Consider the following 14,665-nt stretch of genomic DNA (forward strand, 5'->3'; position numbering starts at 1 on the left):
GGCATCAACGGGCCACCTCTCACCGGGCCCGCCAGACCGACAGCGTCACCGACAGCGTCACGATCGCCGGTTCGGGCAGTACGGCGATCCGCTGCAGCAGCTCGCGGTAGTTCAGGTGCCGCGCGCTCGGTGTCATCAGTACCAACTGCTCCACGGCCGACCGGTCGAGCCGCATCGTGTCCTCGATCAGCTCGTCACCGGCACGCTCGAACTCGCCCGCCAGGGATTCCTCCAGGCGGCGCTCCTTCTGCTCGTCCACGCTCACCATGCCGAGCACGTCGATCAGCTCGGCGAGGTGCGGCTGGTTCGGCGTGACCACGAGCAGCCGGCCGCCGGGCGCCAGGATGCGCGCCATCTCGGCGGCGTTGCGCGGGGCGAACACGTTCAGCAGCAGCTGCACCGAGTCGTCCAGCAGTGGCAACTCACGCCAGGCGTCGCACACCACGGAGGCGATCCGCGGATCCACCCGGGCCGCTCGGCGGGCGGCGTACTTCGACACGTCCAGCGCGATCCCGCGCCGCGAGGGCGACGTACCGAGGACGCCGGACAGGTAGTACGCGGTGCCGGCTCCGACTTCGACGACCAGGTCGTCCTCGCCGAGATCGGCCTGCAGGATCAGCGCGTCCCGGATCGGCGCGTAGTGACCGGTGCCGAGAAAGACCGTCCGGGCGCCGATCATCGCGGCCGAATCGCCCTCGATTCCGTTCGACGCCGAGGGCAACAGGTTCAGGTAACCCTGCTTGGCGATGTCGAACGCGTGCCCGCGCGGGCAACGCGCCGTCCGCCCGTCCAGCGCGAGCCGATCCGCACAGACCGGGCAGCGCAGCACGTTGACCAGGTCGCTCTCCACGCGCCTAGGTTATGTCGCGGCTCGTGATCCGCGCCCACGCGGCGGCGTAGAAGACCGCCAGGTAGCCGAGTTGCACGAGCAGGTTGCGGCCGATCTCGGGCCAGTACGGCGGGTCGCGGAGCAGGTCGGCGAACGACTGCCAGCGGTACATCAGCAGCCACGGGTGGATCGCGTCCAGCTGCGGAATCGCCATCAGGATCCCGAGCACGATGAACGAGCCGAACGTCGCCGCCATCGCGGCCAGCGGTGTCGATGTCAGCGACGAGATGAACAGGCCGATCCCCGCGAGCCCGAGCATCGAGCCGGCGATCACGACCGCGATCCCGAGCGCACGCAGCAGGCCCTCGGCGAGCGAGACCGTTGTCCCGGACAGCAGCAGGACGTCGCCGACCGGGAACAGCACGAACCCGACGATCAGGCCGGACAGCCAGATCGTCATCGTCGCGGCCAGGCAGAAGATCGCCAGCGCGACCATCTTCGCCGCGAGCAGCCGGGAGCGACCGGCCGGCGCGGTCAGCAGGTTGCGCAGCGTGCCGAGACTGGTCTCGCCGGCGAGCGACTCCCCCGAGATCACCGTCACCGCGGTCGGCAGGAAGAACGGCAGCGACAGGCCCAGGCTGGCGACGATCAGGAACAGGCCGTTCCCGGCGATCTGCCCGATGAACCCGCCGGCGCCGGAGTCGTCGCCGGAGATCTTGACCGCGATCCCGATCAGCAACGGCACCGCGGCGAGCACGCCGAGCCCCACTTGCGTCCGCGCCCGCGCGAACACCAGGCGCAACTCGGACCCGAACAAGGCCAAGGTATGGCGTCCCGCGCCCGGCGCCCGCGCCGGCGCTTCGGAGACGCTCACGTCACTCGGCGACATCGAAGCCCTCCCCGGTGAGTGCCACGAACGCGTCCTCGAGGCTGGGGCGTTCGAGGCCGAAGCCGTGGATGCGGACATCGGCTGCGACCAAGGCCGCGGCGAACTTCTCGATCGGCAACTCGCCGGGATCGCCCTCGACCGTCTCCGGTGTGCTCTTGAGATCGGTCACGCCCAACCCCTGCAGCGTCTCGGCCGCCTGCACGAGATCTGGCGTCCGGACCACCAGCCGCGGCCGGAGCTCGGAGCGCAACTCGGCGACCGTCGACTGGCGCAACAGCTTGCCGCGGCTCATCACGGCCGCGTGCGTACAGACCTGCTCCACCTCGGCGAGCAGGTGGGTCGAGGTGAAGATCGTCGTACCGTCACTGGCCAGGTCGCGGATCAGATGGCGCACCTCGCGGGTGCCCTGTGGGTCGAGGCCGTTGGTCGGCTCGTCCAGGACGAGCAGTTCGCGGCGCTGCATCAGCGCGACGGCGATCGCGAGCCGCTGGCGCATACCGAGTGAGTACGCGCGCACCTTCTTGTTGGCGGCGTTCGACAGGCCGACGCGCTCGAGGGCCTCGCCGGCGCGAGCTTTGCGGGTCGTCGGGTCGGCGGTTCGGTCCGCGGCGTCGAACCGGAGCAGGTTCGCCCGCCCGGTCCAGAACGGGTAGAACGCCGGGCCTTCGACCAGCGCGCCGACCCGCGGCAGCACCTGCAGGTGCGCCTTCGGCATCGGCTCGCCGAGCAGCTCGACCGCGCCGGACGTCGGCGCGATCAGGCCCAGCAGCATCCGGATCGTGGTGGTCTTGCCCGACCCGTTCGGGCCGAGAAAGCCGTACACGCTACCGGCCGGCACCTCCAGGTCGACCGCGTCCACGGCAACCTGACCGCCGCGGAACCGCTTGGTCAGCCCGCGGGTGACGACCGGCGCCCCCGCCGTCATGCTGTTCAGCGCGGGGCCTTCGCGGCGGCGGCCTGCAGGGTGTCCGGCGTGACCAGGCCGACGAAGACCCGGCCGTCGTCGGTGATCAGCGCGCTCACCATCTTGCTGGTCAACACCTTGCCGCTGCCCCATGAGCCCTTCACCGTCGGCGCCTTCGCGAGCAGCTGCGCCAGCGGGCCGTCACCGGTCAGCTCGGCGGTCGGAGCGCCCTTGATCATCGCGACGCTCTCCCAGCCGGTGCCGATCACGGTCGGCTTGTCGCCGTCCTGCTTCGGCGCAACCTTCTTGGGCTCGGTCTGGTTCGGCTCGGTCTGGTTCGGCTCGGTCTGGTTCGGGGTCGCGCGCTTCGGCTCGCTCGGCAGCGCCTTCTCGGTGACCTTCACACCCTCCGGCGGGGTGAAGGTGAACGTGCTCGCGGCGGGTACCTCGAACGACACCGAGCTGAAGCCCAGCTCGACGGCGGGGTCGTCACCGGTGCGCGGCATCACGGTCACGTCCAGCGGAACCCAGGTCTTGGAGTCGATCGCCACCGTCACGGATCCGACGGTCGTCCGGTCCGACTTCGGCACCAGCCGGAGCTTGTACGCATCGCGGCCGGCCACCTTCTCGGTGCCGCTGACCTCGACCTTGGTGGTCGGGTCGATCGCGTCCAGGAACTGCTTGGCGACGGTCTGCGGGTCGTACGACGGGACGGTCGGCTTCTCGGGCTTGGCCGGGCGGTGCGCCGGGACGGCCAGCTTCACGGCCTCCCGCCGGGACGAGTCGTACGCCCAGGCGGAGGTGCCGTCGGTCGTCCAGACCCGCTCGGCCTGGTTGTCGAGCACCGAGACCCGCGCCTTGTCGGGGCTCGCGAACGCGACCCGCGCGGTGTGCTTGCCGCTGAGCAGCTCGGTCAGCTGCGCGGCCCCCTCCGACGCGCCCGGAAGGACCGGCAGACCGAGGTCGGCCTCGGAGCGGACCGTGCCACTGAGCCCGTCGACCTTCGCCGTCTGCACCTTCGTGAGCAGGTCCTGCGCGGTGATCCCGGGCAGCTTCGGCGACGCGTCCGCGACCACCGGACCGAGCGTTCCCACCCCCGCCACCACGGCAACGGCCGTGACCGGAACCAACCACCGTCGACTGCGCTGCGCTACACCCATGACTACAGCGTCGCACTGCCCCGGCCCGGATCCAAGGCCACTCAGGGTCAGTTCACCCGAAAGAGTGACCCGGCGTACGACCGTGGTAGTACGCCGAACCGGACGAAAGACAGCTCACCGGCTGTGACCGACGGTCAGCGGGACTGCAACGCGTCGAGCGCCACGGTCATCGCGGCGGCCACCCGGAAGTCCAGGCGTTCGTCCTGCACGGTGATGTGGTATCGGTCCCGCACCGAGAGCTTGCGCTCGACCGACAGCACCGGCTTCCCGGTCCCGCGCTCGGCGAAGTCGAAGTGGAAGATGAACGGCAGCGGGATCTCGCCGATGAACGGCACGAAGTCCCACACCCGCCGGACGATGGCGATCGTCGGGTTGCGCTCCGTGCCGTCGGTGTCGATGCCCGGTGCGCTGAGCTGCCAGCTGGACCGGAGCAGGCTCTTGCCGAACTCCTTCTTGAACCACCCGATCGGCTGCCCATCGGCGTCGAGCACGTCGTACCCCGATCCGAGGTCGATCGCCTTGCGGGCCTTGAACGAGAACACCACCTGGGCCTTGGTGTCGTCGCGGTAGAACGTCACCTGCTCCTTGAACGCCATCCGCTTCTGCTGCGCCAGCGCGAGCAGCGGTCCGTCGCTGCCGTCGGGGTTGGTGGCGATCAGCTCGTACTTGTTCACCATCAGCGTCACCCGCTGCTTCATGGTGAAGGAGGGCACGTACATGGATGCACTCATGCCGAGGAGTGTGTCAGACCACAGGCCGACGCTCCGATGGTCAGACCGCGCGCCAGCGCCTCGGCGTGCTCCGACCGCTCGGCCACCTGGACGACGAGGTGGCCGGCGTTCTGCAGCGCGAGGTCGCGAGCGATCTCCACGCCGTACTCGAGCGCCTCCTCCGGCGTCCGGGCCGGCCGCCACAGCACACCGAAGTCCGGCGGCGGTTGCTCGGCGCGCAGGTCCACCACCAGTACGTCGGGCTCGCGCAACCTGCTGGTCTCGCCGCCGACCAGCACCTGAATCCGGTGCCCGGCTGCCGGTACGGCGGTCTGCGCGGCCGAGAGTGCGTCGGTGACGATCGAGGCGTCGCGGTGACCCCACTGCTCCTGGTGAATCGCCCACGAGACAGGTCTGCGCCTGGCCCAGCCCGAGCGCACCAACTCAGGCGCCGGAGCGAACTCGTCCACGTAACCGACGCACAGGTACCCGATCAGCTCGAGGTGCGCAGGCAGCCCGAGGACCGCTGCGATTTCGCCGGGCTCGAAGAACGAGACCCAACCGACACCCAGGCCCTCGGCGCGGGCGGCGAGCCAGAAATTCTGGATCGCGATCGCGGCGGAGAACCTGGTCGTGCGCGGATCCGCGTGCCGCCCGAGGACATGCCGCCCACCGCGGCCGGGGTCGCAGGTCACCGCGATGTTCAGCGGAGCGTCGAGGATCGCCTCCACCTTCAGCCCGTCGAACGCGGCCCGCCGGTCGTCGGGAAGCGACACTGCGAACACGTCCCGCTGCGCCACCGCGAGATCGTGCACCTTGCGCCGGGTCCCGGCGTCGCGGATCAGCAGGAAGTCCCACGGCTGGCTGAGCCCGACACTCGGCGCCCGATGTGCCGCCTCCAGCACCGGCATCAACACCGCGTCGGCAACAGGCACGTCCAGGAACCCACGCCGTACGTCGCGCCGCTCGGCGATCACCCGCTGCACCACCTCCCGCTCGTCCGCCGGATACCCGGGCGCCGGCAGGCGGCCGACGGCGAGGGTGGCGTTCGGGGATTGCTGTTTCGGGATCAGCAGGTGGGCTCCCGTAGCCAAGACGGCTGCCTCCGCGACGCTCGGCGAGCCGGTGAGGTGCAGGACCCGGTCGCTGGGCGTCGGGGTTTCGCAACCGGCCAGCTCGGCGGCGCTGAAGGTACGGAGGTCGGCACCCAGTTCGTCGACCAACTGCTGCAGGGCCGGCTCGGACTCTCGACCGGTCCGGGTGGCAATCACACGGACATCGCCAGAGCAATGGCGGCGTACCAGCTCGATCAGCTCGGTGTACGGCGTACCGCTGCGGAGGCCGACGCCGATGACGACGTTCATCGCACCCGCTCGCGGGCGGCGGCGACCAAGCGGGCGGGCACATCGGGGGTAGCGGTCCAGTGGAGGTGCAAGTACGACGCGTGGACGTGGGGGCGCGTGAGGCCTTCCGTACCACCGGGCAGGTGCCAGGCCGGGTGTACGTCGGCATCGGCCTCGATCGTCGTGCGGTGAAACTCGTGACCGCGCACCCGCCGCCCCTCGTCGAAGAACCGGGTCGTCGTGGCCGCGACCGCCGTCCGGTAGCCGAGCGTGAGGCGGTCGGTCATGCGGCCGGTGGCCGGGAGTACGCCGGCCATCGGGTGACCGTCGAGCTCGCGGCACAGATACAGCAGGCCGGCGCATTCGGCGATCACGGGTAGGCCGTCCTCGACCGCCGCCGCGACGCTTTTCCGGAGTTCGACGTTGTCCGACAGCGCCTCGGCGTGCAGCTCCGGAAAGCCGCCGCCGAGGTAGAGCGCTGCGGTTGCTTGCGGCAACGGGTCGATCAGTGGGTCGAAGGTCACGACGTCGGCACCGGCGGCAGCCAGCAGCTCCGTCGTTTCGGTGTAGCGAAACGAGAACACGGGTCCACCGGCAACGGCAACCACCGGGAGCACCGGCTCCGGTGGCGCGACCTCGCCCGCAGGGCTCCAGGGGGTTGCGTGGTGTGGCGGCGCAGTGTTGGCCGCGGCAACAAATGCTTCCAGGTCGACTCCGGCGCGGACCAACTCGGCCGCGGCGTCCACGGCCAGCTCGGCCTGCGCACGCTGCTCGTCGGCCGGGACCAGACCGAGGTGCCGGCTCGGGACCGTCAGCCGCTTGTCCCTTCGAAGCACCCCGAGCACCGGCACACCGGTCGGCGCCACGCCCGCGCGCACCTCGGCCTCGTGGCGATCCGAGCCGACCTTGTTCAGGATGACGCCGACGATGCGTATTTCGGTGTCAAAGGCAACGAATCCCTGCACGACGGCACCGACGCTCCGGCCCGCCGCCGACGCGTCGACGACCAGCACAACGGGTGCCTTCAGCACCTTCGCGACATGCGCCGTGGACGAGAAACCTTCCGTCCCGAGCGCGCCGTCGTACAGGCCCATCACGCCCTCGACCACGGCCAGGTCCGCGCCTGCGGAGCCGTGCTCGAAGAGCGGAGCGACCAGGTCCTCCCCCGACAGCATCGGGTCGAGATTCCGGCCGGGGCGACCGGTCGCGACCGCGTGGAAGCCGGGGTCGATGTAGTCCGGGCCGACCTTGAAACCGGCCACCGCGTGCCCGGCCCGGCGGAGCGCCGCCATCAGCCCGACTGCCACGGTGGTCTTGCCCGAGCCCGACGACGGCGCCGCGATCACGATCCGCGGGATCATGATGCCCCGGCTCCTCCGTGTCGGGGGCTCACCACTCGATCCCCCTCTGGCCCTTCTGCCCGGCGTCCATCGGGTGCTTGAGCTTGGTCATCTCCGCGGCCAGGTCGGCTGCCGCGAGCAGCTTCGGGTGGGCGTCGCGGCCGGTGATCACGACGTACTGATGACCGGGGCGGTGGACGAGGGTGTCGACGACCTCGTCCACGTCGATCCAGCCCCACTTCATCAGATAGGTGAACTCGTCGAGCACGTACAGGTCGTGCGCCTCGGCGGCGAGCCGGCGCTGGATCTCCCGCCAGCCCTCGACCGCGTCGGCGGCGTGATCCTCCTCGGTGCCGGACTTGCGGGCCCAGCTCCAGCCCTCACCCATCTTGTGCCACTCGACCGGTCCGCCTTCGCCGGTCGACGCGTGCAGCCGGCCGAGCGCCTTGAACGCGCTCTCCTCGCCGACCTTCCACTTCGCGCTCTTCACGAACTGGAAGACCCCGATGTTCCAGCCCTGGTTCCAGGCCCGCAGCGCCATCCCGAACGCGGCCGTCGACTTCCCCTTCATCGCACCCGTGTGCACCATCAGCAGCGGGCGGTTGCGGCGCTGCCTGGTGGTCAGGCCGTCGTTCGGTACGGCGACCGGCTGTCCCTTCGGCATCTCAGGCCGCCTTCCGCTCGGTGACCGCGCGGACGAGGTTGCCCGCGGCAACGTCTCCGAGGTCGAGGTACTCGGCGCGGAGATCGGCCGCGAGCTCCGCGGCGAGTCCGAGGCGGAGACCGCGGCGCGGTTCGCAATCGACCACGACGGTGGCGACACCGCGCTGTGCGAGCAGTCCGGCGGCGCGGCGGGCGCGGGCGAAGGCCTGGTCGCCGTGGGTGGCGCGGCCGTCGGTGACGAGGACGAGGAGCGGACGGCGGCGCGGGTCGCGGATCGCGGCGATCCGCAGTACTTCGGCCGCTTGCAGCAGGCCTTCGGCGAGCGGCGTGCGGCCGCCGGTGGGCAGCGATTCGAGGCGTCGTACGGCGGTCTCGACACTGCCCGTGGGCGGCAACGCGACCGTCGACGCGGCGCCTGCGAACGTGACCAGACCGACCGTGTCGCGACGCTGGTACGCGTCGAGCAGCAGCGAGACGATCGCCGTCTTCACTTCACTCATCCGCTTCTTCGTCCCCATCGAGCCGGACGCGTCGACACAGAACAGGACGAGGTTGCCCTCGCGGCCTTCGCGGACGGCGAGGCGGACGTCGGCCGGACGGACGACCAGCCCGGGTCCGGTGCGGCCGCGCGTCTGCTGGTGCGGCGCGGCGGTGCGCAGCGTGCCGAGGAGATGTGGGCGACCGTTCTCGCGGCCGAGGCGGGCGCGTTCCCCCACGACGCGCCCGACCTCGGTGATCGCCCGGGACCGGCGGCCTGCGACGCCCGCTCCCGGCGCCTGCACACTGAGCAGGCGGGCTTTGTACGGCGCTGCGCTCCCGGCGACCTCGCCTGTCGGCGCCGGACCGGCTGTTGCTCGACCGGCTGCTTCTTGACCGGCTGCTTCTTCGCCGGCTGATTCTTCGCCGGCTGATTCGGCGGATCGGCGCGCGTCCATCGGGTCGCTCTCGCTGCCCTGGTCCGGAGTGCCGTCCGATCCGCCGCGGCCATCGGGGCTGGGCGGGTCGTCGTCCGGGTCGTCTTCTGAGTCGTCTTCTGGCGGCGTGCTGTTGTTGATCGCGTCCTCAAGCTGCTGCTCGTCCAGCCCGGGCGCGTCGAAGGGGTTGCGGCGGCGGCGATGCGGAAGCGCCAGTTTGGCGGCCGCGCGAATGTCCTCGACCTCGACGACCGTGCGGCCCGACCAGGCGGCATGAGCGACAGCGGTGCGCGCGGTGACCAGGTCGGCGCGCATCCCGTCGACGTCGAAGGACGCGCAGATCTCGGCGATCTGGCGGAGCGCGGCGTCGGTCAGGACCACCTCGGACAGCAGGTCGCGCGCCTTCACGATGCGTTCGGCGAGTTCGCGTTGCGAACCGCCGTACCGGGCCGTGAACCCGGCCGGATCCGCCTCGTACCCGAGCCGCGCGCGCAGCACCTCCACGCGGACGGCGGGATCGCGGCTGGCGACCACGTCGACGGTCAGGCCGAACCGGTCGAGGAGTTGCGGCCGGAGCTCGCCCTCCTCCGGGTTCATCGTGCCGACGAGCACGAACCGCGCCGGATGCGTGACCGAGACGCCGTCGCGCTCCACGGTCGCCCGTCCCATCGCGGCCGCGTCGAGCAGGACGTCGACCAGGTGGTCGTGCAGCAGGTTGACCTCGTCGACGTACAGCAGCCCGCGGTGCGCTGCGGCGAGCAGCCCGGGTTCGTACGCCGTGACGCCTTCGGCCAGTGCCTTCTCCAGGTGCAGTGATCCGAGCACCCGGTCCTCGGTGGCACCGACCGGCAACTCGACCAGCCGCGCCGGGCGCACCGCCCGCTCGCTCACATGCGGCCCGTCCGGACAGGCGGGATCCGGGCGGTCGGGGTCGCACGAGAACCGGCAACCGGAGACCACGTCCACCGCCGGCAGGATCTCGGTGAGTGCACGGACCGCGGTCGACTTCGCCGTCCCCTTCTCGCCGCGGATCAACACTCCACCGATGCCCGGCGAGATCGCGGCCAGGATCAGCGCGAGCTGCAGATCGTCCATCCCGACGATCGCGGTGAACGGGAACGAAGGCGCAGCGGCCCTGGTCGGCGCAGCCCGCATCGGCGGTGTCCCTTTCGTCGTGCGGGTGTCCACGCCCGCGACGGCACTGGTACGCCGTCCGCGAGACCGCGGCGGCGGACGGGAGCAGATGTCCTGGCTTCCGGGCCTGCACCCGGTCACAGTGGCGGGACCGCCCCGGACTCCCAGCATCCGCTGGTCACCGGTGTTCCTCCACAACCGTCCGCCAGATCATGGCACACCCACCCACCCGGCAACCCACCGAACCTCCGTGTCCGTCACCACGTCCGGTCCGGAGGGCCTATTGCGTCAGGCGCTTGGCCAGGGCTGTGGCAGCGGTGTCGTCGGGTACTTCGCGGATGCCGACGATGGGCGTGACGGTGACGAAGCCTTCGGCGAGGAGGGCTTCGTCGGTGCCGGGAACGGCGGTGGCCTGGAGGCGTTCGACGGTGATCATCGGCTCGCCCGTCGGAGCCGTCACGGCGATCAGGCGGGTACGGCGGGGTACGGACAGCGCCGCGTGCCGGACGCCGGCCAACTGGTCCAGGGGGCGGTCCGGAACGTTGATCGTGAGCACCGTCCCGCCCGGTTCGGCGGCGATCCAGCCGAGGGCTTCGCCGGCCACCCGCGCCGCGGTCGGCCAGTGGTCCGGGTCGTCGGAGTCGAGGCTGACCGCAACCGCCGAGATCCCGGTCTCGGCCGCGGTGAGCGCCGCCGCGACGGTGCCGGAGTGGAAGATCGGCACCCCGATGTTCAGGCCGCGGTTGATCCCCGACAGCACCAGGTCCGGCACCGGACCGAACGCACCGGCCTGCGCCATCGTCACCGCCTGGGCCGGCGTGCCGTCGATGCCGATGAACGTCACGCCCTGCTCGACGTCGGACACGGTCCGGATCGGCCGCCCGACCATCCCCGCCCGTGCGGAGCCGACGCCGCTCTCGTCCACCAACGGTGCCACCACGAGCACGTCGTACCCAAGGGCTGCGATGACCGGCGCGAGCGCCCGGATCCCCGGCGCCCGGTACCCGTCGTCGTTGGTGATCAGGACGCGCGGCTGTCTCGAGGGCATGCGTCTACCCAATCAGCCGCGATCCTCGATGTCACCCTCCGTCTCAAGGACTGCGTCCCGCAACGTCTGCAGCGCCGCGGCCGACGGCTCTGCCCACAGCCCGCGCTGCGCGGCCTCGAGCAACCGCTCCGCGATCCCGTGCCGCGCCCACGGGTTCGACCGGCGGAAGAACTCGGCCGTCTCCGGGTCCGCGACGTACTGCTCGGTCAGCGACTCGTACATCCAGTCGTCGACCACGCCCGCCGTCGCGTCGTACCCGAACAGGTAGTCCACGGTCGCGGCCATCTCGAACGCGCCTTTGTACCCGTGCCGCCGCATCGCGGCCATCCACCGCGGGTTCACCACGCGCGCCCGGAAGACCCGCTTCGCCTCCTCCTCGAGCGTGCGCGTCTTCACCTGCGCGGGCACCGCGGAATCGCCGACGTACGCCTTCGGATTGGATCCGGTCAGGTGGCGCACCATCGCGATCATGCCGCCGTGGTACTGGAAGTAGTCGTCGGAGTCCATGATGTCGTGCTCACGGGTGTCCGCGTTCTTGGCCGCCACCTGGATCCGCGCATACGCACGCTCCATCGACGCCCGTGCCTCGGCGCCGTCCAGGTCCTTGCCGTACGCGTACCCGCCCCACACCGCGTACACCTCGGCGAGCTCCGCGTCGGTGCGCCAGTTCCGCGCATCGACGAGCGGCAGCAGACCGGCGCCGTACGAACCGGGCTTGGACCCGAACACGCGCGCCGTCGCCTGCCGTACGTCGTTGCCTGCCGCAACGTCCTGCTGCACGTGCGCGCGCAGGTAATTGTCCTCCGCCGGCTCGTCCAGCTCGGCCACCGTGCGGACCGCCTCGTCGAGCAACGCGACCACGTGCGGGAACGCGTCCCGGAAGAACCCGGAGATACGGATCGTCACGTCGATCCGCGGCCGCCCCAGCTCCGCGACGTCGACCACCTCGAACCCGGTGACCCGTCGCGACGCGTCGTCCCAGACCGGCCGGCAGCCCAGCAGCCAGAGCACCTCGGCGAGGTCGTCGCCCTGCGTGCGCATCGCCGACGTACCCCAGACCGTGAGGCCGACGGAACGCGGCCACTCCCCTGTCTCGGTCTGGTGCCGCGTCAGCAGCGAGTCGGCCAGCGCGACGCCCACGTCCCACGCGTTGCGGCTCGGGATCGCCTTCGGGTCCACCGCGTAGAAGTTGCGGCCGGTCGGCAGTACGTTGACCAGGCCGCGCGTCGGCGACCCGGACGGACCGGCCGCGACGAACCGTCCGTCCAGGGCCCGCAGCACGCTGGTGATCTCGTCACCGGTCCGCTCCAGCCTCGGGACCACCTCCTGGGCCGCGAACGTCAACGACTCCACGACACCGCAAGCCTCCCGGCCGAGCACCTCACCGACCACCACCGGGACCTTGGCCGCGTCCCAGCCGGCGGTCTCCATGCCGTCGACGAGCCTGCGCGCCAGGGCCTCCAGCAGATCGACGCCGTCCGCACCGGTGACCGCGGGAAGGTCGGCGAGCGTCGCCAGGTCGGCCAGCTCCGGCACCGCACGACCCGGGTCGGCAAGCATCGCGGCCTCGTCGACCCCGAACGCCTCGCCGAGCGCCGCCCGCAACCCCGGGATCGAGTACGAACCGCCCCACAGTTGGCGCGCCCGCAGGACGGCGAGCACCAGGTTCACCCGCGCCGCACCGGCCGGCACACCGCCCAGCACATGCAGCCCGTCGCGAATCTGCACGTCCTTGATCTCGCACAGATACCCGTCCAGGTGCAGGACGAACTCGTCGAACTCCTCGTCGTCCGGCTTCTCGGACGTGTGCAGGTCGTGGTGCAACTGCGCCGCCTGGATCAGCGTCCAGATCTGGGTGCGCAGCGTCGGCACCTTCTCGGGGTCGAGCGCCTGCACCGTCGCGTACTCGTCGAGGAGGTACTCCAGCTTGGCCATGTCGCCGTACGTCTCGGCCCGCGCCATCGGCGGCACCAGGTGGTCGACGATCGTCGCGTGCGCCCGGCGCTTCGCCTGCGTACCCTCACCGGGGTCGTTGACGATGAACGGGTAAATCATCGGCAGGTTCCCGAGGACGGCGTCGGGCGCACAGTCCGCCGCGAGTCCGATCCCCTTGCCCGGCAGCCATTCCAGCGTCCCGTGCTTGCCCAGGTGTACGACGGCCTGCGCGCCGAACCCACCTGCGTCGGGCGCGGCCTCCAGCCAGCGGTACGCCGCGAGGTAGTGGTGCGACGGCGCCATGTCCGGGTCGTGGTAGATCGCCACCGGGTTCTCGCCGAATCCGCGCGGCGGCTGGATCATCAGCACCACGTTCCCGAACCGCAAGGCGGCCAGCGCGATCGCGGGCTCGTCGGCGGACGTGTCGACGTACAGCTCGCCCGGCGCCTCGCCCCACGCCTCGGTCATTGCCATCCGCAACGACTCCGGGAGCTGCTGGAACCAGGTGGTGTACATGGACAGCGGGACCTTGGCGACCGCGTTCGCCAGCTGCTCGTCGCTCAGCCAGTCGGTGTCGTGACCGCCGGCCGCGATCAGCCGGTGGATCAGCCCGTCGCCGTCCAGCGCGTCGACGTCCAGGTCGCCGAGGTCGTACCCGGCGTCCTTCAGCCGCCGCAGCAGCACGACCGCGGACGCCGGTGTGTCGAGTCCGACGGCGTTCCCGATCCGCGCGTGCTTGGTCGGGTACGACGACAGCACCAGCGCGATCCGCTTCTCGGCCGGCGCGGTGTGCCGCAGCCGCGCGTGAGCGACCGCGATGCCGGCCAGCCGGGCGCACCGCTCCGGGTCCGGCATGTACCGCGCCAGCCCGTCGGCGTCGTACGACTTGAACGAGAACGGCACCGTGATCAGCCGCCCGTCGAACTCCGGGATCGCCACCTGCGTCGCCGCGTCCAGCGGGCTGATGGCCGCGTCGCTGGCGACCCACTGCTCGCGGGTCGACGTCAGCGCGAGGCCCTGGATCAACGGGATGTCGAGAGCGGCCAGCGCGCCCGCGTCCCAGGCGTCGTCCGCGCCACCTGCACTCGCATTCGCCGCCACCGAGCCGCCCGCAGCCAGTAGCGTCGTGACCAGTACGTCGCATTTGCGCAGCAGTTCGAACAGCCCGGCGTTCTCCTCGCTGCCCGGGTCGAGTCCACGCAGCGTCCCGCAGTACACCGGCAAGGCCTGCGCACCGGCCGCCTCGACCGCGGTCGCCAGTGCGTCGACGAAGGCGGTGTTCCCGGAGATCTCGTGCGCGCGGTAGTACACGATGCCCACGACCGGACGTCCGTCCTCGACGTACGTCCCGCGGACGCCGTACGTCGGGAGCGCGCGGGGCGGATCGAATGCGTCACCGGTCAGCAGCAGCGTGTCGCGCAGGAAGCCGGCCAGGTTCCGCAGGTTGTCCGCGCCGCCATCACGCAGGTACGACAGCGCCTCGGTGACCGCGCCGGCTGGGACGGTCGACAGCGACATCAGCTCGGCGTCCGGGGCAGCCTCACCGCTGACGACGACCGTCGGCTTGCCCGACGCCAGGACCGCGTCCAGACCGTCCTCCCACGCGCGGCGGCCGCCGAGCAACCGGACGACGACCACCTCCGCGTCGTCGAGCAACGCGCCCAGCGCGGACAACTCGAGCCGGGCCGGATTCGCGACGTTCCACCCCGCATCAGCTGCGGCGGCCGCCAGCAGATCGGTGTCGGCAGTGGACAGCAACAACAGCTTCGCAGGCATGCGCAGGTGGTCCTTCCCGG

11 protein-coding genes and 1 riboswitch are annotated in these 14,665 nt (G+C 71.1%); all 11 genes read right to left on the reverse strand.

Translation table 11 applies throughout. The annotated features are described in order from the left end of the window. Nucleotides 1-19 precede the first annotated feature (19 nt). The 11 genes from AB0B82_RS04900 to cobN all read right to left on the reverse strand — a co-directional run bounded on the left by AB0B82_RS04900 (nucleotide 20) and on the right by cobN (nucleotide 14,645). Nucleotides 20-850 (reverse strand): putative RNA methyltransferase, encoded by an 831-nt coding sequence (locus AB0B82_RS04900; protein ID WP_360162564.1) that lies wholly within the window; start codon nucleotides 848-850, stop codon nucleotides 20-22. Between the two features lie 4 nt (nucleotides 851-854). Next, nucleotides 855-1,718 (reverse strand): ABC transporter permease, encoded by an 864-nt coding sequence (locus AB0B82_RS04905; protein WP_360162566.1) that lies wholly within the window; start codon nucleotides 1,716-1,718, stop codon nucleotides 855-857. Next, nucleotides 1,705-2,643: an ABC transporter ATP-binding protein gene (locus tag AB0B82_RS04910; RefSeq protein WP_360162568.1), complete on the reverse strand. Its 939-nt coding sequence runs from the start codon at nucleotides 2,641-2,643 to the stop codon at nucleotides 1,705-1,707. The genes AB0B82_RS04905 and AB0B82_RS04910 overlap by 14 nt, the downstream gene beginning before the upstream one ends. A gap of 5 nt (nucleotides 2,644-2,648) precedes the next feature. After that, entirely contained in the window at nucleotides 2,649-3,782 is a 1,134-nt protein-coding gene (locus tag AB0B82_RS04915) for a hypothetical protein (protein ID WP_360162570.1), read from the reverse strand. Nucleotides 3,783-3,916: 134 nt separating this feature from the next. Beyond that, a complete protein-coding gene (locus AB0B82_RS04920; RefSeq protein ID WP_360162572.1) occupies nucleotides 3,917-4,513 on the reverse strand; it encodes a hypothetical protein in 597 nt (198 codons plus the stop codon). Continuing rightward, nucleotides 4,510-5,856, reverse strand: a complete 1,347-nt coding sequence (bluB, locus tag AB0B82_RS04925) for a 5,6-dimethylbenzimidazole synthase (protein ID WP_360162574.1) — start codon at nucleotides 5,854-5,856, stop codon at nucleotides 4,510-4,512. The genes AB0B82_RS04920 and bluB overlap by 4 nt, the downstream gene beginning before the upstream one ends. After that, nucleotides 5,853-7,196, reverse strand: a complete 1,344-nt coding sequence (locus AB0B82_RS04930) for a cobyrinate a,c-diamide synthase (RefSeq protein WP_360162576.1) — start codon at nucleotides 7,194-7,196, stop codon at nucleotides 5,853-5,855. The genes bluB and AB0B82_RS04930 overlap by 4 nt, the downstream gene beginning before the upstream one ends. Before the next feature lie 28 nt (nucleotides 7,197-7,224). Beyond that, on the reverse strand, nucleotides 7,225-7,839 hold the full coding sequence (cobO, locus tag AB0B82_RS04935) for a cob(I)yrinic acid a,c-diamide adenosyltransferase (RefSeq protein WP_360162578.1): 615 nt from the start codon (nucleotides 7,837-7,839) through the stop codon (nucleotides 7,225-7,227). 1 nt (nucleotide 7,840) lies between these two features. Next, a complete protein-coding gene (locus tag AB0B82_RS04940) occupies nucleotides 7,841-9,907 on the reverse strand; it encodes a putative cobaltochelatase (RefSeq protein ID WP_360162580.1) in 2,067 nt (688 codons plus the stop codon). A gap of 65 nt (nucleotides 9,908-9,972) precedes the next feature. Then, nucleotides 9,973-10,124: riboswitch (cobalamin riboswitch) on the reverse strand. 42 nt (nucleotides 10,125-10,166) lie between these two features. Continuing rightward, nucleotides 10,167-10,934, reverse strand: a complete 768-nt coding sequence (surE, locus tag AB0B82_RS04945) for a 5'/3'-nucleotidase SurE (protein WP_360162582.1) — start codon at nucleotides 10,932-10,934, stop codon at nucleotides 10,167-10,169. 12 nt (nucleotides 10,935-10,946) lie between these two features. After that, complete coding sequence (gene cobN, locus AB0B82_RS04950; RefSeq protein ID WP_360162584.1) at nucleotides 10,947-14,645, reverse strand: cobaltochelatase subunit CobN; 3,699 nt, start codon at nucleotides 14,643-14,645, stop codon at nucleotides 10,947-10,949. Nucleotides 14,646-14,665 lie beyond the last annotated feature (20 nt).

The sequence above is a fragment of the Kribbella sp. NPDC048915 genome, assembly GCF_040649595.1.
In the GTDB taxonomy this organism is placed as follows: Bacteria; Actinomycetota; Actinomycetes; order Propionibacteriales; family Kribbellaceae; genus Kribbella.